A 19,189-nucleotide genomic window follows, 5' to 3' on the forward strand; every position below is an offset into this window, starting at 1 on the left:
TATACTTCTTATGAAAAAACTTATCATATTTTGTGTTAGTTTACTAATCCTCCACTCTTGTAAAGAAGAACAAAAAAAGGAAGCGATTATAAAACCAATAGAAATTGGGCAATATTCCATAGAGCAATTCATGGATAACGAAAATGCCTTTACCAATGGATTTTCAGTAGACAAATCTAAAGTCTTAATAACTAGTAATAGATCAGGTATATATAATATGTATTCTGTATCTGCTAAAGGAGGAGAACTTCTTCCTCTTACCAAATCCGATAGTGCATCTGTCTTTGGCATATCCTATTTCCCCAAAGATGACAGAATTTTATTTAGAATGGATGGTAACGGAGATGAGATCTTTAAAATCTTTCTAAAAGACAGTTCTGGTATTCAACGGCTAACACCAGAAAAAAATGTTAGAGCTTTGTTTAGAGGCTGGTCAAAAGATGGTAATAGCTTTTACTACGGAACAAATGAACGTGACTCTAAATTTATGGATCACTATGAAATGGACATTACTAATTTTAAGTCAAAGTTAGTTTATCAAAATAATGATGGATTAGATTTTTCAGGAATGTCTGAGGATAAAAAATACATTATACTTCGGAAAACCATAAATACAAATGATAATGACTTATTTTTAGTTAATACTACTTCTAAGGAAAAGATAAAAATTAATGAAAATTTGAGTAATAACTCTTTTCAAGATTTTTCACCAGATGACTCGGCATTTTATTATACAACGGATGATGGAGCAGAATTTTCATATTTAATGAAATATAATCTTCAAGATGGTAGCAAAGAAAAAATATTAGAAAAAGATTGGGATATTTCCGGTTTTGGATTTACACAAAAAGGAAAATATCAGGTTACATTTACCAATGAGGATGCTAAAACTGTTTTTAATGCAAAAGAAGTTGCGACTGGGAAAACTGTTGATTTCCCAACTATTGACGGTAAAGAAATTAGCCAAGCATCATTTTCCAGAGATGAAACGATGGCTATTCTTAGTATTGGGGGTTCAAATTCGCCAACAAATTCATATACATATGATCTTTCTACTAAAGAATATTCTCAGTTAACAAATGTCCTAAATAAAGATATTAATCCCGATGATCTTGTAAGTGCTGAAGTAGTTCGTTTTAAATCATTTGATGGCTTAGAAATCCCAGCTATTTATTATAAACCAAAACAAGCTACATCTGATCATAAAGTTCCTGCCTTAGTTTGGGTACATGGTGGTCCAGGAGGGCAATCAAGGCAAGGATTTAATTCTACGATCCAATATTTAGTGAATCATGGTTACGCAATCTTAGCAGTTAACAACCGTGGTAGTAGTGGATATGGAAAAACCTTCTACGGCTTAGATAATCTTAATCACGGAGATAAGGACCTTAAAGATTGTGTTGCAGGTAAAGACTGGTTAGCACAACAAGAGATAATTGACAATAATAAAATAGGTATCATTGGTGGTTCTTACGGTGGATATATGACCATGGCCGCATTAACCTATACTCCTGATGAATTTAATGTTGGAGTTAATCTTTTTGGAGTAACCAATTGGATCAGGACATTAAAAAGTATCCCACCATGGTGGACATCCTTTAAAGATGCATTATACCTTGAATTAGGAAACCCGAATACAGCTGATTCTGTTCGACTAAGAAAAATTTCTCCCCTTTTTCATACCGAAAAAGTTACAAAGCCATTAATTGTACTTCAAGGGGCAAAAGATCCTAGAGTATTAAAAGTAGAATCTGATGAAATTGTAGCCGGAGTAAAGAAAAACGGTGTTCCTGTTGAATATGTTTTATTTGAAGATGAAGGCCATGGATTTGTAAAAAAAGAAAACCAAATTGAAGCCTACGGTAGGGTATTAAAGTTTTTAGACAAATATCTAAAAGGTAATGGAAGCGAGGTTATTAATGATGGCAAAACTGAATCTACTAAAATTGAATAAACTTTAGTAAAATTAATTAAAAAAAATCTAGTTCGTCTCTATCCTAGTATAGAGATGAACTTTGAATATAAAAGCAATACCAATTATGATATTTAAAGATTACGATAACACGTACAAACAAAAGAATCACCAGACTTTCTACAGAATTTCCTTATACATTTAATCCGATGTATACATATTACAAAATTAAATTTTAAAATAGTAACCCAATAATGAATAGTAACAAAACACTTTTCGGTTTAATCGTATTGTTTACCATCACAATGTCAAATGCACAAAATACAGGCGAAGATGAAATCGGCGCTTGGTACATGTATTTTGGTACCAATAGAGTATCAGAAAAATTAAGCATCCATTCTGAGGCTCAATTTAGATTTTATGAGGTAGGATCTACATTTAATCAATTATTATTAAGAACAGGATTAAATTATCATATCGAAGACAAAGCTATAGCCACATTAGGGTATGGATACATTAGTACCGATGGTAGTTTTGAAGATATTCCTGGTGAAGAAAACGCAAAAGAACATCGAATTTTTCAACAATTTATTCTTAAAAATACAAGCGGAAAATTTAAGTTCGAACATCGCTATCGATTAGAACAACGATTTATTAGTACTCAAAATGATGATTTTACAGAACATAGAGCTCGCTATCGCTTACAACTTACATATCCTATAAATGATAAATGGTTCTTAAATGCTTATGATGAAGTTTTTATCAATTTGCAAGAGCCAATTTTTGGTCAAAATCGATTATATGGTGCAGTAGGATATAATGTACAATCTAATTTTAGCATTCAATTAGGATATCTTAAAAATCATTTTACCGGAATAAATTTTGATCGTTTGCAGTTAGGTGTTTTCTATAATACCGACTTTAGAAAGAAAGATAACAACTAATGGATATTGTAAAAAGTAAAAGACCTGCATTACTGCTAATTGATATACAAAAAGGATTTGAAGATATTGAGTATTGGGGAGGAGAACGTAATAATCCTGATGCTGAGAAGAATATGGAAAAGCTACTCACTTTGTGGAGAAAGAACAATCTACCCGTTTTTCATATCAAACATTGTTCTACTGAGCCCAATTCTCCTCTTGCAAAAAGCCACCCTGGAAACGATTTTCAAGATTTCAGTGCTCCTCTAGAAGACTTAAAAGGAGAGCATATTGTAGAAAAAGAGGTAAATAGTGCTTTTATTGGTACTGGACTTAAACAGTTATTAGAATTTAAAAAAATAGACACCTTAGTAATCGTTGGTTTAACCACAGATCATTGTGTTTCTACAACAACTAGAATGGCAGGAAATTTTGGTTTTAAAACCTTTTTAGTTGAAGATGCTGTCGCCACTTTTAATAAAATTGGCGCAAACGGTCAAAATTATAGTGCACAACTAATTCATGATACAGCAATAGCAAGTCTAAAAGATGAATTCGCAACTATTGTATCAACAGCATCTGTTATAGAAAATCTAGCATAACACACCGCAAATACAATTTTACGATACACAAGAACCTTATTAACTTATTTCTTGTGTATCATTGTGTGTATAAAATCCAAAATATCATTTAATACAATATTCTTTTCTGGTTCATTATGCAATTCATGATATAATCCTTCATAACTTTTGAAGTGTATCAGAGTATTTGAAAGTGCAAATTCTTTAGAACTAGTATAACTGGTTAAGCGATCTTTGGTTCCATGCAGCACTAGTGTAGGAGTACGTACTGCTTCTCCCCTATCTTCAGCCCACTTTCCTGCTTCGAAACAAGATAAAAAAAACGATGGTGTTATTTTATTATGGACCAAACTATCTTTTTGATAAGCCTCTACAACATTTTTATCTCTGCTAATGGCATTGGCATCCAGATTAGTAATATCACTAAAAGAAGGGTAAATAATATTCATAAACTTAGCTAAGGTTATTTTAAATGTAGGAGGTTTAAAAGGCAATGTAAACCAAGGAGCAGAAAGAATAGCACCTGCAATTTCTGGAGTTCTTCTAATTAAATAATTAGCCACTACATTTCCCCCCATACTATGGCCATACAAAAATATGGGAAGACCCATATCTTCTCGAATCGCAATGGTTAAAATCTTTTCTATACTTTCTAATAAGAAATTATAATTGGGTGTGTGCCCACGTTTTCCATCAGATACTCCATGACCGATATGATCAAAGGTATACATACTAATACCATTCAAGTTAAAAAAATCTTTTACATGCATATATCTAGAACTATGTTCTCCCATGCCATGTATCAAACACACTATCGCAACAGGGGTATCAACACACCAAGATTGCGCATGGATATTTTTACCTTCTTGTAACCAGCTAAATTTTGTATGCATTATTTGATTTTATTTTATACAATATAACAATCTTCATCTTGATTTTTGTTTATAACCAAAAATGAGATAGAATTTTTGGTATTATTTATACAAACAGTATTGATCATGAAAATTAATTAAAGTGAAAAAATAGTTTGTATCTGGCATATTATTTTAAGCGTAAAAAATTATCTTTAAAGCAAGTATTCTTCTTAAATCTCGACTCTTAAATAAAAATAACACAATGAGTTTATCAAAAGTCACTTTTACGAACGCCGAAGGTCAAACATTATCAGGTCGTTTAGAACTTCCTGCCGATCAACATCCTCATAATTTTGCATTGTTTGCACATTGTTTTACCTGTAATAAAAACTTAGGCGCAGTACGAAATATTAGTAGAGGACTTACAGCTCAGGGGTTTGGAGTCCTTAGATTTGATTTTACAGGTTTGGGAGAAAGCGAAGGAGACTTTGCAGATACTAATTTTTCTGGAAATGTAGAAGACTTAGTTGCAGCAGCAGATTTTTTAGCCAAAGAATATATGGCTCCCGCTTTGATTGTTGGTCACTCACTGGGTGGCGCCGCATCAATTTTTGCCGCTTCACAAATCGATTCGATAAAAGCAGTTGCTACCGTTGGGGCTCCTTCTAATCCAAAACATGTAAAACATCTATTAAAAAGTGGACTAGAAGAAATTCAAGCCACTGGTAAAGCTGTAGTTAATTTAAGTGGACGGGATTTTACTATAAAAAAACAATTTATTGATGATTTAGATACGAAATCATTACCAGAAGTTGCTAAAAACTTAGACAAGGCTCTTTTGGTCATGCATTCTCCTCAGGACACTACGGTAGGAATCAAAAATGCCGAGGAGATTTATCATGCTGCCAAACATCCTAAAAGTTTTGTGAGTTTAGATGGTGCAGATCATTTACTTATGCGAAAAGAAGATTCTAACTATGTGGGTAAAGTGATTGCAGGTTGGTCTTCAAGATATATGGATATACCCGAAACTTCAAAACTTAATAGTCAGCATCATGTAGTGGCCAGTTTAGATAATACAGAAGGATTTACTACACAAATGAAAATTGGGAATCATTACATGATTGCCGATGAACCCGAAAGTATAGGAGGTAATGATTTTGGTCCATCGCCTTATGAATTAGTATCTGCAGGATTATCAGCATGCACTGCTATGACTATAAAAATGTATATGGCTAGAAAAGGTTGGGATTTACAAAATGTAGAGGTACACACTAGTTACAGTAAATCTCATGCCGCAGATTGTGAAAATTGTGAAGATCCTAATGCTAAAATTGACACATTCGAAAGAGAAATAAAAATTGAAGGTGATCTTGACGAAAAACAAATTAATAGAATTCTACAAATTGCGGATAAATGTCCAGTACATAAAACATTACACAGCCAAACACAAGTAATAACTAAATTAATATCTTAATAAGAACTACTATACTAATTTATATGTAATTATTGCATATTCTTATAAACAAGTGGGCAATCAAATGAAGCGTATAAGGCTTACAAATATATCTGATAATTATTTTAAGCTTGCATGGGAACTTTATCAAAAAGCTTTCCCTTCAGAAGAGCAAAGGTTATTGGATGCTCAAGCCCTTGTAATGAAAAAATCAAATTATCATTTTGAAATTATAATTGAGGAAAAGGAATTTGTAGGGTTTCTTTTATGGTGGGATTTTGAAACCTATAAATATATTGATCATTTTGCTATTGCTATGCAACGAAGGAATCTGGGTTTGGGAAAATTAATTCTTGAAAAGTTCATTGACACCACTGATAAACCAATTTTGTTAGAAGTAGAATTACCTAGTTCGACTATCAATCAACGTAGAATAAAATTTTATGAAAAGATTGGATTTAAACTTAACCAACATTATTATGAAATACCACCCTTGGTAGAAGAACAATCGTCTTTGCAATTGTTATTAATGTCTTATCCTGAAATTATTTCAAAAAAGAATGTTGAAGAATTTATAAAAATATGCCATCCCATTATGTTCAAAAATTAGGTATAAACCCGACGTTTTTCTAAAGTAGAATTAAATCAAAACAAGGTATTTCTATTTTCATACTCATAGTTTTTAAAGAGTTAACGATGAAATTGAAATGTAAAAAACTCAACTATTTAGTAACAAAAATAATTTCAAACAAACAACCAAAAAAAATGATATACACAAAATTTAGTACGCATTTTCGGATATACTCTTATATCGTAATTATCCTTTTCTCTGTTAATTCGGGTTTTAGTCAAACAGTACGACAAGAAAAAATGGAAAAACTTAGTTATCTGGTTGGTGAATGGATTGGTACCTCAACTATTTACAAAAACGATTCTATTACTAAACAAGTTCCTGTTTTTGAGAACGTAAGTTTTAAACTAGATAAGAATATAATTACGCTAGATGTGTACTCTGAATTAATTCAATTACATACTATAATTTACTATGATGAAAAGGATGAAAAGTATTATTACAATCCTTTTTCAAAAAATGGTGCTGGAAAATACCCAGGTGAATATAAGGATGGAAAATTTATAGTATGGTTTAATGAAAACAGGAGATTAATATTTAGCTTAACTCCAGAAGGATATTTTCAAGAATATGGTGAGAAACTTGAAAATGGAATATGGCACAAATATTTTGAAGATGTTTTAAAAAAAACACCCTAAAGCTCATTATGGATTAATAGTTAAAATAAAATTTAGATATATTTTCAAAAAAACATACAAACTTGGTAACATTTTTTACTACTTGGGTACCTATATTTACCAACTCAATTAGTATAGGAATAGAATTTATGAAACTTAGAAATCAGATAATTAACTTTCAAAACTCAGCAGAAAAAGAGTTTAACGAGAAAAAAAATATACTTACATGTATCAAATTTTTACTTGCATTACTACTGTTTTTTGGCTCAACTATTTTTGCGGGTTTGACATTGCCTTTTAGGGTTCTAATAAAACAATTCTCTAAAAAAAGTAAAAAGTCTAAGGTTTATGTAGGTCATAATCAAAACATCGATGAACTTCTAAAAAAAGAAGAATTAGTATTGATCGATTTTTGGGCAGAATGGTGTGGTCCTTGCGTCATGATGAATTCAGTAATAAAAGAGTTTTCTGAAGTATCACAACATATTAAAGTAATAAAGATCAATGCAGATATGAATATGAAAACATTAAAAAGGTTTAATGTTAGAGGTTTACCTCATTTTTTACTTATTGCTAATGGTAAAGAAATTAAACGTCATGCCGGACCTATGACATTTAAGGATTTAAATGAATTTTGTTTTAACCCATAACCATACGAGTACAGTAACATCACATCAATTTATAACTTGATTCTTTATACATTATAAAAAAATAAAATTTATACTTGAAAAAAGTATTAAAAATAATATCACCAATATTACTATTTGGGTTTCTAACCGTAGTGACTCAAATTGGTGGAATTATTTATCTAGGGAGCCTCTTAATTGCAAAAAAATGGAAATGGGATTTAAAATATAAACTTCTAATTATTTTTACCGGATTCTATTTAATTTCCACCTTCTTTATTATACCATTTATTGCTCCCTTCTTTGGACGAGAAAAGGTAAAACATCATGATAGTATAAAACCCACTAATTATATGACTGTTTTACTGAATAGAAATTATGTCACACCTGCACTAAATGAATTACTTTATCAAACAGAAAAAGAATTAGAGGGAACAGGCATTCAAATCCATTATCTAGATGCAAACTTTCCTTTTTTTAATAAATTTCCCTTACCGCCTCACTTAAGCCATAATGACGGAAAGAAAATTGATCTTAGTCTGATTTATGAAACAAAAACTGGAAAGCTAACCAATAAACAAAAATCAATAAGTGGTTATGGGGTTTTTGAATCTCCTAAATTAAATGAGTACAATCAAATTGACAAATGCCTGAAAAACGGTTATTTTCAGTATGATTATCCTAAATATGTAACTTTTGGAAAAATAAATAAACAGTTAGTCTTTTCTAAAAAAGGAACTTATACACTTATAAAAAGTATTTTAAAAAATAAAAACTTAGGAAAAATTTTTATTGAACCTCATCTTAAAAATAGAATGAAGCTAACTCATGAAAAAGTAAGGTATCATGGTTGCAAGGCCGTAAGACACGATGATCACATTCACATACAATTAAAGTAAATAGTACTCACAATGCTTTGTTTTTGTATATTATATGTAAAAGAGCTCTTTAAAATAGTCATGTTTTTTTTCAAAAAGAATTCATAAAAAACAAAAAACTTGTTTAGTTGAGAATTTTTTATCATCTTTGAACTGTAATTAAATTTATTACAGTTAAAAAATAAGAGTTTTGGTTAAAAGTAAATTTTCTATTTCGTTACATATAATGACTTTATTGGCATATTATCCTAATGAATGGCATGCCTCATCTCAAATTGCAGATAGTCTTAACATCAACCCTGTTCTTGTTAGAAAGGAAATAAAAACATTAAAAGAAAGCGGTCTTATAGAAAGTAAAGAAGGTAAAAATGGTGGTGTAAAATTACTAAAGCCTTCTAAAAATATCACGATAGCCGATATTTTTGAATCTGTAAAAGGAAGTAGCCATGTACTTAACCTTTCTAGTAATCTACCCGATGTTACTTGTAAAATAGGCGGTCAAATTAATGAAAAACTACTTTCGATGTTTAATGATATTGATAATGCAATTCTAAATACCCTAAAAAACCAAACATTAGAAGAATTTAAAAATCAGTTTTAGTTTTTTTTAACCTAAACTGTAACAAAAAACATAACAGTAAAAACAACAACATGAATACCTCAATTGAAATTAATGGACTATCGATTTTCTATAGAGAATCAGGTCAACAAAACCAAGAAACAATTTTGTTTTTACATGGTAACCCTTCTTCATCACATATGTACAAAAGTTTAATGACCATATTAGAAGATAAGTACCATGTTATTGCTCCTGATTATCCAGGTTTCGGATTTAGTGACAGGCCTACAATAGAAGAATTCGAGTACTCATTTGATAATATTAGTCAAATCATTGAACAATTCATTGATAAACTTAAGCTTAAAAATTTCTACCTGTTTGTTCAGGATTATGGGGGACCTGTGGGGTTTCGTATCGCAACGCGACGACCTGAGTTAATAAAAGGATTAATTATCCAAAATGCAAATGTCTATAAAGAAGGTTTCGGCGAATGGGCAATAGAAATAGGGACCTATGTACAAAACAATGATATTGAAGGTCTTAATACATATAAAAAACACTTAACATCCTTAGAAGGTATTAAAGAGCAATATATTACCGGTGCCAAGGATACTAATTTAATAGATCCATCTTCCTATTTCCTTGACTATGCTTTCCTAAATCGTCCCGGTGTAAAAGAAATTTTCTTAACGCTATTTGATAATTATGGCACAAATTTCGAAAAATACGAAGAGTGGCAAAATTATCTTAGAACATATCAACCTCCAACTTTAGTCGTTTGGGGTGAAAATGATAAATTCTTTAGTAGACCCGGTGGTGAAGCTTATGCAAAAGATCTAAATGATGTAACACTACATTTTTTTGATGGAGGTCACTTTATGCTAGAAGAGTATAAATCAGAAGTTGCGATCCTCATAGATACATTTATTCAAAAACAAATCAATTAATAAATTAAAAATATATAAGAAATGAAAATATTTGTAACAGGAGCTACAGGGTTCCAAGGTGGTAATATTGCAAAAGCATTATTAGATGACAATCATAAAGTGATAACTCTTAAAAGAGATCTTACCAGCGGAATGCCTGTTATGCCAGGTGTTGAAGTTATTAAAGGTGGTCTAGAAAATAAAGAATCTTTAATTGAAGTAATGAAGGGTACGCAGGCGGCCGTATATTCATTCCCGCTTATTTTTGATATTGATCTTGCCAAAACATACACTAAAAATTTCATTGCAGCTGCAAAACAAGAAAATGTTGAGCTAATCATATTTAATACAACTTTTTATTTACCCACAAAAGAAACCGGGTTTTTAGCGCTTGATATGAAAGTAGCCATGAAAGAATTATTTGATAATTCAGATCTAAATGTAATAACTCTTGTGCCAGATATTTATCTTGATAACATTGCCGCTCCATGGTCTGTTCCTGTTATTTTAGAAAACAAGATTGTACCTTATCCAATAGCTTCAAACAAGAAACTACCTTGGATTAGTCATTTTGATCTTGCAAAATATGTCGCCAAAGCAGTTACAAAACCTGAACTAGCAGGCCAAACACTTCCAATAGGTGGCAATCTTGTAACTGGTAAAGAAATTACATCTGCTATATCCTCAAAAATAGATCAAAGTCTTGATTTTATAGAAGTTCCAGTAAATGAATTTGAAGAACAATTAAAGCCTGGATTTGGAGAAGTAGGAGCCAGAGAAATTTCTAATCTATATCGTTTTGTAGAACAAAATCATTCAGATTTTATAAATAAGGATTTTCAAAAGACAAACGAATTACTAGGCATCTCTCCACAATCCATTTCAGACTGGGTAGCTTCTGTAAATTGGAATGTTTCTTAAACTTTTAAATCCTAAGTTTTAGCATAGGACAATGTATGATGGAATTTGGCCAATTTTAATTATAAATTCAATATTCAAATGAAGACTCATTTTCACGAAGGAGAATTAAAACTCCAGAAAAAGTATAATGCTTGGCATGACCCAAAATTGGTAGAACGCTTGTTAAAAGATCATATTGTTAGTCAATTAATTCCATTTATAGAACAGCAAACTACTGTTATTCTAAGTACAACAGATTCAACTAAGAATATATGGGCATCTATGTTTATTGGTACCAAAGGCTTTGTAGAGGTATTATCACCTAAGTATATTCGTATTCATCTTGACAAATTAAAAAGTACCAAAGCAGATATTCTTTTTAAGAACATTAAGGTAAACTCGAAGATCGGGCTTTTATTTATAGATACCGTGACAAGAACCAGATATCGTTTGAATGGTTATGCTAATTTATTGCAGGATAGGTTAGAAATAGAGGTACTTGAAGCTTATCCAAATTGCCCTAAATATATTCAACAACGCATACTTAAGTTTTCAGAAGACAGTTCTGATCTTGGTGCAGAGCAAACTGTAGGAACAGTATTAACAACTATTCATAAGCAATGGATTAATGAAGCAAATACTTTTTTTCTTGGCAGTATGAATGCCAATGGCGATATGGATGCATCGCACCGAGGAGGGCCTACAGGTTTTGTAGAGATTTTAGAAAATGGAGTCCTTAAGATTCCAGATTATGTTGGAAACAACTTGTTTAATACACTCGGTAATTTTGTTCAATTCCCTAAAGCCGGTTTGCTTTTCATTGATTTTGAAAAAGGACACTCTCTTCAACTCTCCGGTAAAACTGAATTAGTTTTTGATCAAGAAGAAACTAAAGATTTAGAAATTACTACCGGAACAGGGCGTTACTGGCTATTTAAGACTGAGCAATGGATTCAAACACAAACACATCATAAAATAGATTGGGAGTTCGTGAGTTTTTCTCCTTTCAATCCACAACTAAAATCATAAAAAGCAAATAAAATTATGAATGAAAATTTAAAAAATGAAATTAGAAATGCTTTAGACAAATGGCTACAAGCATTTAACAATAATGATTTGGATGCATTAATGGATTTATATGATCCAGAAATCAATTATGCAAATAGTAACAAACCTATTGAAGTTGGGATTACAACGGTAAAAGAAGGTTTTGCTCAAAGTTTTGCAATCAAACCTCAAGTTACTTTTAAAGAAGAGCAAGTAATTGCTACTACTGACTTGGGCTTTATTGCAGGTCAATTTAGAGTTTCTGGAACAGATCCAGAAGATGGAAATGCTGTTGGCGAAGCTGGTCGTGTAGTCGCTATTTTTAGAAAAAATACCGAAAACCAATGGAAATTAGTATTTGATATGGATAACCGTCCACCAGACGTAACAATTTAAAAACAAATAATCACATGATTAGAAAAGCAATGCGACCAAGAGATGTTGCTAACGAAATAGGAAAATGTATAGCGGAAGGAAATATTGATAATATAGTTGATTTTTTTCACCCCGATTATCGCATGTCTTTTCCTCCTACCGAAGCACCAAAATCAGGTTTAGACACGGTAAAAGAAGTTTTCTCTTCTTTCATTGAATCAAAATCAGTCTTGAACAGTACAGTAACCGGTGAAATTATTAATGGAAACATTGCATTAGTACAGGCAAAATGGAACATTAAAGATTCAACTGGAACAATTATAAGTGAAGGTAACGCAACAGAAGTTTTTAAGCAACGTGAAGATGGTAGTTGGGTATATTACATTGATTGCCCAATGGGTCTACCACCAATAGAATGATTACATCGTTTTGATTATAAATCAAGTGCATAAAAACCACTTGCAGTAACACCTACAAATAGCAATATAGAATTTAAACACAAGTTTAATTTTGTATTGCTATTTATATATACAAACTATCGACAACAAATAAACACTACTATAAAATTATAAGCAAATTTTGATTTCTATGAAGTTAAAACACAGCCCTACATCTGATTAATTATAGGCAAACTTTTAAATCGATATAGATAGATACAATTATGCTAGAGATACTAAACAATGATTAATAATGTAGATTTAAGACTAAAACCACTATAATTATTTATTTTGTAAATTCATTTCCGAAAAAGTAGAGATTAAAAACTTGGTATCAATCATCTTCAAAATGTTCTTAGTAATCAATGATAAAATTCTTTAGAAAAATTAGACAAAAAGCATTAACCAACAATAAATTTAGTAAATACATTTTATATGCAATTGGGGAAATTGTGCTTGTGGTAATTGGTATTCTTATAGCGTTACAATTAAACAGCAAAAAAGCAAAATCTGACACCTTCAAAAAACAACAAAATTATTTAGCGTTGATCAAGGGAGAGATGAAAAACAATCTTCTTACATTATCGAATGAGAGTGAAGACTTACTGTCAATTATAGAAGATAACCGTAAGATTATCGCACTAATGGATTCAGATTCTGCGGCTACCACTATTAATGAAAATGATCTTTCCTCGTTGTTATTAATGCCCATATCTAGAGCTATTAGTATTGATTATGAAAATGGGGCTTTTAAGGAACTTATTTCTTCTGGAGGATTAAAAGATATACATAATGATAGTATTCGAACTATATTAAGATCTTGGGAAAGTAAGCTAATTACTATAAAAGAACAAGAAAATGCACTTCGTCAATCTTTAAATAAAACTATTGAATATGTAGAGGCTCATGGAAATTATAGAGCAGTTTTTGATAGAATAGGGCTATCAGAAGATTTAAACATTAATCTGTCTTCAAAGGTCACGACCAATAAACATTTGTTAACATCTCAAAAACTAGAAAATATCCTGTTAAATTACTTGGCTTGCGCTATTCAGCTACATGAAAAGAATTATCCAACATTTAAAAATGATATACAGTCATTAATTGATATGATAGACAAAGAATTGAAAAAGTAGTTTCAAAAAAAACACACAAAATTATATAACGCTACTCCATTTATTATTAATACTATAATCATACAGTACAACAATTTCAACGCATATGAAAAATATAGTCCTAACTCTACTTTTGAGTATTTCAGTTTCTATCGGTTTTGGTCAATCTGATCAAACAATACCAGATAAATTAACTAAAGAATTAGAGTCTATAAGTGCACAAAAGCATATTAATGGGTTTTCTGTAGCCATAGTAAATCAAACCGGTGTATTATTTACAAAAGGGTTTGGGTCGTCTGATATTAAAAAAGGAAGTGAATACACTCAAAATACAATTCAGAATATTGGTTCTATTTCAAAAACTTTTATTGGAATAGCCCTGCTAAAAGCTCAGGAACTCGGTAAACTGAAGTTAGACGACCCCATAAGTAATTATTTATCTTTTAAAGTGATCAATCCTTATTTTCCTGATCAACCCATAACTATAAGACAGTTAACAACACATACTTCTAGTATTAAAGATGCGGCTAGTTATGAGAAGTATGGATATGTTTTGAAAGAAAAAGCCAACAAAGAAGTTAAGGTTAATCGTAATTTTCGATCGCCTAATGAAATGATGGATCAACAGTCATTCTTAAGAGAAATACTTGATGTAAAAGGAAAATGGTACAAGAAAAAGAACTTTTTAAAAACCGCACCAGGAAAACAATTTGAATATTCTAATATAGCAGCAGGTTTAGCTGCGTTAGTTTTAGAAAAAGCTACTAAAGAGTCATTTAATGAATTTACTAAAAAACATATTTTTGAACCTTTAGACATGACAAATACAGGGTGGGATTTTAATGAAATAGATATCTCAAAACACTCTAAACTTTACAGCGATAAAGAGACTCAATTAGCTTTTTATAAATTAATCAATTATCCAGATGGAGGGTTAATCACCTCATCTTCTGAGTTAGGAAAATACTTATCTGAATTAATTGCTGGCTTTAGTGGTAATGGTAAAATACTAAATAAAGAAAGCTACAAGGAATTGTTTACCCCTCGGCTTACTGATAAACATTATCAAGAACGAAGTGAAAGGGTTTATAATGATGAATATAATATGGGCGTTTTTATGGGGTTTTCTGCTAAAGACCAAATAGGACATACTGGTGGTGATCCAGCAATTGCTACATTAATGTTTTTTAATACCAAAACTAAAGTCGGTAAGATTTTAATTATAAATACAGAGTTAGATAAGAGCGGTATCAAAGAATTTATTAGTATTTGGAAAAAGCTTGAAGCATATGAAAGTAAATTCTAACACTTTTTAATAAAATTAGGAGCGAGTAAGGATTTACCCGCTCCTATATAGCTTAATTCTTATTGTTTTACAACTTTTTTAGATCCTAACAGTTTGCCATTTGCACCTATAACCTGTAATATATACATACCTCTAGGTAGCTCTTGCGACAAATCTAAAGTAATGTTATTGTTATTTTGTAATTCTTTGTTTTCAGTTATTATACCTCCTAAAAGGTTAATTAAACGAATACTAGAAACCGATGAAGATTCTTTGGATGATAAAGTAACTTGAAGCTGATCACTAAATGGATTTGGGTAATACGAAAAACCAACTGTTTTATCAAGCGATAAAGATCTAGATTGACCTCCTGCACAAAAAACTTCGAATTCTTCTATTGAAACCCATGGGCCTGAATATCCAGAAGCGCCAGTTACTGTTAATTTAATAAATCGTGCTTCTTTAGCTGTAAAATCTCTTGTTATAATCGACCCTCCCTGGGTATTATTTCGAGCATCTGTAAGTGTTGAGAATCCAGAATTGGATGAGTCTAAAGAGCCTTCAACCAAAAACTGATACGCTCTATTTTTATATGGATGCACTTGTATTTTATCGATACTGTAAACGTCTCCCAAATCAATAACCACGGATTGCGAATAGCTATTAGCAGACCAGCGATTAGAGGTATTACCATCAAACAGATTACTCGCGGGATGCGTAGATTGTTCGTCACTAATACTAACAATAGTAGTATTTGCCGCTAAGTTAGCTCCTAAGGTACAGTTTGAACCTGGAGGTGATGTATCTAGAGTAAAATCAATCCAGTTGATATTCCATCCTCCTCCTGTGGCCAATACCCTTAGAGTTTGATCTCCTGAACCTAAAGTAACCGTAGCAGAAACTGTCTTCCAAATTTGCCAACCATTTGTTGTTGGAGTACTTACCGTGGTTAGTATCGTATTTCCATTACGTAATTGAAAATTCATAGTATTCGATAAAGAAGCTACCCTAAAAGAAACATCATATGTCCCAGCAGTAGCTACATTTACGGTGTAATCCATATAGTCATTGGTGTCAATATATCCTACATTGAGTCCTCCGCCAGTATCCCCTGTATTTTCAGTTTGAATCCCGTTTTGTAGCGAAAAGTCCTCTGCTTCAATTTTACCTGGTATAGCTAAAGCCGGACTTGGTACCGAAGAAATCGTTAATGATATAGTATCACTAAAATTACCATCGGTAGTGGTAACAGTAATAGTAGCCGACCCTGCCGATAATGCTGTTACTACCCCATTAGAACCAACTGTTGCAATAGCCGTATTGCTGCTCATATAACTAACACTTTTATTACTGGCGTCAGCTGGACTTACAGTAGCTGATAATTGTTGTGTTTCTCCCACTACAAGTTCTGAGTTTGGTGGATTTAATGTAACCCCAGTAACGGGTATTACTGCAGGTCCACCATCATTACCAAAAACCCTAAATTCGGTTAAACTTACCCATGAACCTGTATAACCAGAAGCTCCAGTAACTGTTACTTTTACAAAACGTGCGTTTACTGTTGAAAAATCATCTATAATAGGGCTAGTTGCTGTTCCCGGTGTGGTATTTGAACTTCTGTCAACTATTTGCGAATACGTTCCGTTTTCTGCTGTAGCTGTTTCAATAACATATTGATAAGCTCTGTCATTATAACAAACTAATTCTGTTCTATCTATATTGAAAGCAGCTCCTAAATCCACAGTAAAAGATTTTGGAAAACCAGATACTGACCATCTTGACGTCGTAGATCCATCTACCAAATTTGCTGGTACATTTGCTCCATCTGCATTACCGGTAGCACTTACATTTTTATTAAGTGCTAAATTAGTTCCTGTTGAAGGTGCCTTAACCGTTATAGTCATCGTATCTGTGAATCCTCCGTCTACGGTAGTTATTTTGATCGTAGTACTGCCTTTACTCACTGCTGTTACCAAACCATCAGAATTAACCGTTGCTATTGCTGTATTACTACTTTCATAACTTACACTTTGATCTGTAGCATTATTAGGAATTAATGACGGGGATAATTGTTGTGATCCTCCAACACTTATTGATGCGGTAGAAGGGCTCAATGTTACTCCTGTAACAGGAACATTGACAACGACTGCCGCTTGTGTGATACTAATAGTTCTTGTTAACCCACCTCCAGATACTGTAACGGTTCCTGATCGATCTGAATTACTTGTGTTTTCTGATACAGATATTGTAATACTTCCGTTGTTGGAACCTGTAAGTGGACTTACACTAATCCAAGTACTGGAATCAGAAACAGTCCAATTTACATTTGATGATATTGTAGCTGTTTTACTACTAGCAGACGCTGTAAATTGAGCTACAGCAGAAATGGATAATGTTTCTGAACTATTTGAGCATGTATTTATCGATGCTCCTGTAGCATTTAAAAAACATGCTCCAACATCTGTACCCACTTGATTATTTGTAAATGGAGTAAATACAGCACTTCCGCTTCCTCCAGAAACTTCATGTGCACCAACATCCATATTGTTATTTGGACGTGAACGTCCTTCAATATCAAAATTTACTGTTGTACTATAATCACTTCCTGCTGCATTTGCTGCAGGTCCTGAGCTACTCGGTTTAAATGTTTCTCCATCGGCAGAAAAATTAGCATTTGCACTTGTGATTCCTGCATTTGAAATACCAATTGTGCTTCCCCCTGCTATATTGCCCACATATTGCATCCCTTGACCTGTACCCGAAATATCACCTGTAACAATATTGGATTGTGTTGTATAGATAGCATTATATGCCAATACACCTCTTGGATCATAACTTGATCTATCATTATAAAAAATAGGTGAATCAGAATTATAAATTGTATTAAATGCTACAACAATATCATCTACTTTTTGGTATCCATTACTTGTTCCTCCTGTTGTAGCAGAACCACCAACTAACGTAATTGGATTATTCCATTTATCTCCTGTACTAATTACATCTTGTATATAATTATTAGTAATTACATGAAAACTATCCGAAATACGTATTCCTCCCGTTCCTTCGACATTTTCTCCTAAAAAGAAATTACCGTCTACCGTTGCACGTGCTCCATGACGCAATACTAAGGAACCTCTACATCTTCTAAAAGTATTATTCTTGTATGTATTACCTGCACTTTTATTTGTTATTATTTCGTTTTCACCATCTGCTTTAAAAAAATAATTGCCCTCTACTGTCGTACTTGCACTTTTATTTTGAAATTCACTAGTTCCTACTCTTATGGTTTCACTATCTCCTGCATGAGTAGTTCCCGATGGTCTTTTAACATAATTATAGAAATAATTATTTCTTATCATATGTCCAACTGGATTTAGATCATTATACTCCAACTCGACTAGTACTAAGGCTCCTGGACTATTTTTATTTAAAAAAGAACAACCTTCTACAGTATTGTTTGTCCCGTATAATACGATCCATCTATGTTTTGCTGTTCCGTCTGGAGTTAAATTATTGAAAGCACAATTTCTTATTGTAGAATTGTTGGCATATACACTACCTTTTCTAAATTGTACATGATTATTCGTCCCCGTTCCTTCTTTCCAGTAAAACCCTTCAATGATTACAAAATCTCCAGAGATATTCATAGTAGTTTCACCAGTAAAAATAACCCCTCCTGGTGTCTCTGCCTTTAAAATAATTGGGTTTGAAGATGTGCCATTAGCAGTAAAGCTTATTCGTTGATCAGCACTGTATGTCCCATTGGTCCATGTTACCACATCACCTGGTGAAAGATTAAGATTATTAAATTGACTTGCAGAACTTACAGTAAAGTCTGCCCCAAAAATATTTCCGAAAGAAAGAAAAGCTACCACAAGCAAAAACATTTTAAAAAAAGCTTTGCTCGTTTCCATCATTATTAAATTAGAGTTACTAATTTTTTGTTGCCAAATAGATTCATTAAAAATGAATGTTTTGTGTTGTAATTGTTCCATTTTAAGATTTTAGTGTTTGTGTTTAAATTGGTCAACCAATTATTAAATTCACAATATACTACTTTTATAATA

General features: G+C 32.0%; 18 protein-coding genes. 16 read left to right on the forward strand and 2 right to left on the reverse strand.

Annotated elements, in window-relative coordinates; genetic code table 11:
* Positions 1-10 precede the first annotated feature (10 nt).
* The 3 genes from D1816_RS07875 to D1816_RS07885 all read left to right on the forward strand — a co-directional run bounded on the left by D1816_RS07875 (position 11) and on the right by D1816_RS07885 (position 3,437).
* Positions 11-1,954, forward strand: a complete 1,944-nt coding sequence (locus D1816_RS07875) for an alpha/beta fold hydrolase (protein WP_066318344.1) — start codon at positions 11-13, stop codon at positions 1,952-1,954.
* 212 nt (positions 1,955-2,166) lie between these two features.
* Complete coding sequence (locus D1816_RS07880) at positions 2,167-2,856, forward strand: DUF2490 domain-containing protein (RefSeq protein WP_118502065.1); 690 nt, start codon at positions 2,167-2,169, stop codon at positions 2,854-2,856.
* On the forward strand, positions 2,856-3,437 hold the full coding sequence (locus D1816_RS07885; RefSeq protein ID WP_118502067.1) for a cysteine hydrolase family protein: 582 nt from the start codon (positions 2,856-2,858) through the stop codon (positions 3,435-3,437). Before D1816_RS07880 ends, D1816_RS07885 begins: the two co-directional genes overlap by 1 nt.
* Positions 3,438-3,481: 44 nt before the next feature.
* Here D1816_RS07885 and D1816_RS07890 read toward each other — a convergent pair whose 3' ends face one another.
* Positions 3,482-4,309, reverse strand: coding sequence for an alpha/beta hydrolase (locus tag D1816_RS07890; RefSeq protein ID WP_118502069.1), 828 nt, complete (start codon positions 4,307-4,309; stop codon positions 3,482-3,484).
* A gap of 223 nt (positions 4,310-4,532) precedes the next feature.
* Here D1816_RS07890 and D1816_RS07895 point away from each other — a divergent pair, with 223 nt between their 5' ends.
* The 13 genes from D1816_RS07895 (at position 4,533) to D1816_RS07955 (ending at position 15,143) form a co-directional block, all read left to right on the forward strand.
* Positions 4,533-5,747, forward strand: a complete 1,215-nt coding sequence (locus D1816_RS07895) for a bifunctional alpha/beta hydrolase/OsmC family protein (RefSeq protein WP_066318352.1) — start codon at positions 4,533-4,535, stop codon at positions 5,745-5,747.
* Positions 5,748-5,811: 64 nt separating this feature from the next.
* Positions 5,812-6,336 (forward strand): GNAT family N-acetyltransferase, encoded by a 525-nt coding sequence (locus D1816_RS07900; RefSeq protein ID WP_118502071.1) that lies wholly within the window; start codon positions 5,812-5,814, stop codon positions 6,334-6,336.
* Between the two features lie 155 nt (positions 6,337-6,491).
* Complete coding sequence (locus D1816_RS07905; RefSeq protein ID WP_147405035.1) at positions 6,492-6,995, forward strand: hypothetical protein; 504 nt, start codon at positions 6,492-6,494, stop codon at positions 6,993-6,995.
* Between the two features lie 62 nt (positions 6,996-7,057).
* The gene (locus D1816_RS07910; RefSeq protein ID WP_118502075.1) at positions 7,058-7,624 is read left to right on the forward strand and encodes a thioredoxin family protein; all 567 of its coding nucleotides are present in this window, start codon (positions 7,058-7,060) and stop codon (positions 7,622-7,624) included.
* Positions 7,625-7,698: 74 nt separating this feature from the next.
* A complete protein-coding gene (locus tag D1816_RS07915) occupies positions 7,699-8,499 on the forward strand; it encodes a hypothetical protein (protein ID WP_066318363.1) in 801 nt (266 codons plus the stop codon).
* A 169-nt stretch (positions 8,500-8,668) separates the two neighbouring features.
* On the forward strand, positions 8,669-9,079 hold the full coding sequence (locus D1816_RS07920; protein WP_147405034.1) for an Rrf2 family transcriptional regulator: 411 nt from the start codon (positions 8,669-8,671) through the stop codon (positions 9,077-9,079).
* 50 nt (positions 9,080-9,129) lie between these two features.
* Positions 9,130-9,984 carry an alpha/beta fold hydrolase gene (locus tag D1816_RS07925; RefSeq protein WP_066318368.1) on the forward strand — a complete coding sequence of 285 codons (855 nt, stop codon included), beginning with the start codon at positions 9,130-9,132 and terminating at the stop codon, positions 9,982-9,984.
* A 21-nt stretch (positions 9,985-10,005) separates the two neighbouring features.
* Positions 10,006-10,884 (forward strand): SDR family oxidoreductase, encoded by an 879-nt coding sequence (locus tag D1816_RS07930; RefSeq protein WP_118502077.1) that lies wholly within the window; start codon positions 10,006-10,008, stop codon positions 10,882-10,884.
* A gap of 78 nt (positions 10,885-10,962) precedes the next feature.
* Positions 10,963-11,892 carry a pyridoxamine 5'-phosphate oxidase family protein gene (locus tag D1816_RS07935; protein WP_118502079.1) on the forward strand — a complete coding sequence of 310 codons (930 nt, stop codon included), beginning with the start codon at positions 10,963-10,965 and terminating at the stop codon, positions 11,890-11,892.
* Between the two features lie 15 nt (positions 11,893-11,907).
* Positions 11,908-12,306 carry a DUF4440 domain-containing protein gene (locus D1816_RS07940; RefSeq protein WP_118502081.1) on the forward strand — a complete coding sequence of 133 codons (399 nt, stop codon included), beginning with the start codon at positions 11,908-11,910 and terminating at the stop codon, positions 12,304-12,306.
* A gap of 14 nt (positions 12,307-12,320) precedes the next feature.
* A complete protein-coding gene (locus tag D1816_RS07945; protein WP_066318374.1) occupies positions 12,321-12,704 on the forward strand; it encodes a nuclear transport factor 2 family protein in 384 nt (127 codons plus the stop codon).
* Between the two features lie 383 nt (positions 12,705-13,087).
* Positions 13,088-13,858, forward strand: coding sequence for a hypothetical protein (locus D1816_RS07950; protein WP_118502083.1), 771 nt, complete (start codon positions 13,088-13,090; stop codon positions 13,856-13,858).
* 85 nt (positions 13,859-13,943) lie between these two features.
* Positions 13,944-15,143, forward strand: coding sequence for a serine hydrolase (locus D1816_RS07955; protein WP_118502086.1), 1,200 nt, complete (start codon positions 13,944-13,946; stop codon positions 15,141-15,143).
* 59 nt (positions 15,144-15,202) lie between these two features.
* Here the strand turns inward: D1816_RS07955 and D1816_RS07960 are convergent, their stop codons facing one another.
* The gene (locus D1816_RS07960; protein WP_118502088.1) at positions 15,203-19,117 is read right to left on the reverse strand and encodes a chondroitinase-B domain-containing protein; all 3,915 of its coding nucleotides are present in this window, start codon (positions 19,115-19,117) and stop codon (positions 15,203-15,205) included.
* Positions 19,118-19,189 lie beyond the last annotated feature (72 nt).

The organism is Aquimarina sp. AD10, assembly GCF_003443715.1.
Classification (GTDB): Bacteria; Bacteroidota; Bacteroidia; order Flavobacteriales; family Flavobacteriaceae; genus Aquimarina; species Aquimarina aggregata.

Excerpts from the sequence above, each read along its gene's own strand:
- D1816_RS07955 (WP_118502086.1), top strand. The coding sequence starts at position 13,944 with ATGAAAAATATAGTCCTAACTCTACTTTTGAGTATTTCAGTTTCTATC.
- D1816_RS07905 (WP_147405035.1), top strand. The coding sequence starts at position 6,492 with ATGATATACACAAAATTTAGTACGCATTTTCGGATATACTCTTATATC.
- D1816_RS07885 (WP_118502067.1), top strand. The coding sequence starts at position 2,856 with ATGGATATTGTAAAAAGTAAAAGACCTGCATTACTGCTAATTGATATA.
- D1816_RS07940 (WP_118502081.1), top strand. The coding sequence starts at position 11,908 with ATGAATGAAAATTTAAAAAATGAAATTAGAAATGCTTTAGACAAATGG.
- D1816_RS07925 (WP_066318368.1), top strand. The coding sequence starts at position 9,130 with ATGAATACCTCAATTGAAATTAATGGACTATCGATTTTCTATAGAGAA.
- D1816_RS07960 (WP_118502088.1), bottom strand. The coding sequence starts at position 19,117 with ATGGAACAATTACAACACAAAACATTCATTTTTAATGAATCTATTTGG.
- D1816_RS07895 (WP_066318352.1), top strand. The coding sequence starts at position 4,533 with ATGAGTTTATCAAAAGTCACTTTTACGAACGCCGAAGGTCAAACATTA.
- D1816_RS07900 (WP_118502071.1), top strand. The coding sequence starts at position 5,812 with ATGAAGCGTATAAGGCTTACAAATATATCTGATAATTATTTTAAGCTT.
- D1816_RS07950 (WP_118502083.1), top strand. The coding sequence starts at position 13,088 with ATGATAAAATTCTTTAGAAAAATTAGACAAAAAGCATTAACCAACAAT.
- D1816_RS07890 (WP_118502069.1), bottom strand. The coding sequence starts at position 4,309 with ATGCATACAAAATTTAGCTGGTTACAAGAAGGTAAAAATATCCATGCG.
- D1816_RS07935 (WP_118502079.1), top strand. The coding sequence starts at position 10,963 with ATGAAGACTCATTTTCACGAAGGAGAATTAAAACTCCAGAAAAAGTAT.
- D1816_RS07945 (WP_066318374.1), top strand. The coding sequence starts at position 12,321 with ATGATTAGAAAAGCAATGCGACCAAGAGATGTTGCTAACGAAATAGGA.
- D1816_RS07875 (WP_066318344.1), top strand. The coding sequence starts at position 11 with ATGAAAAAACTTATCATATTTTGTGTTAGTTTACTAATCCTCCACTCT.
- D1816_RS07880 (WP_118502065.1), top strand. The coding sequence starts at position 2,167 with ATGAATAGTAACAAAACACTTTTCGGTTTAATCGTATTGTTTACCATC.
- D1816_RS07930 (WP_118502077.1), top strand. The coding sequence starts at position 10,006 with ATGAAAATATTTGTAACAGGAGCTACAGGGTTCCAAGGTGGTAATATT.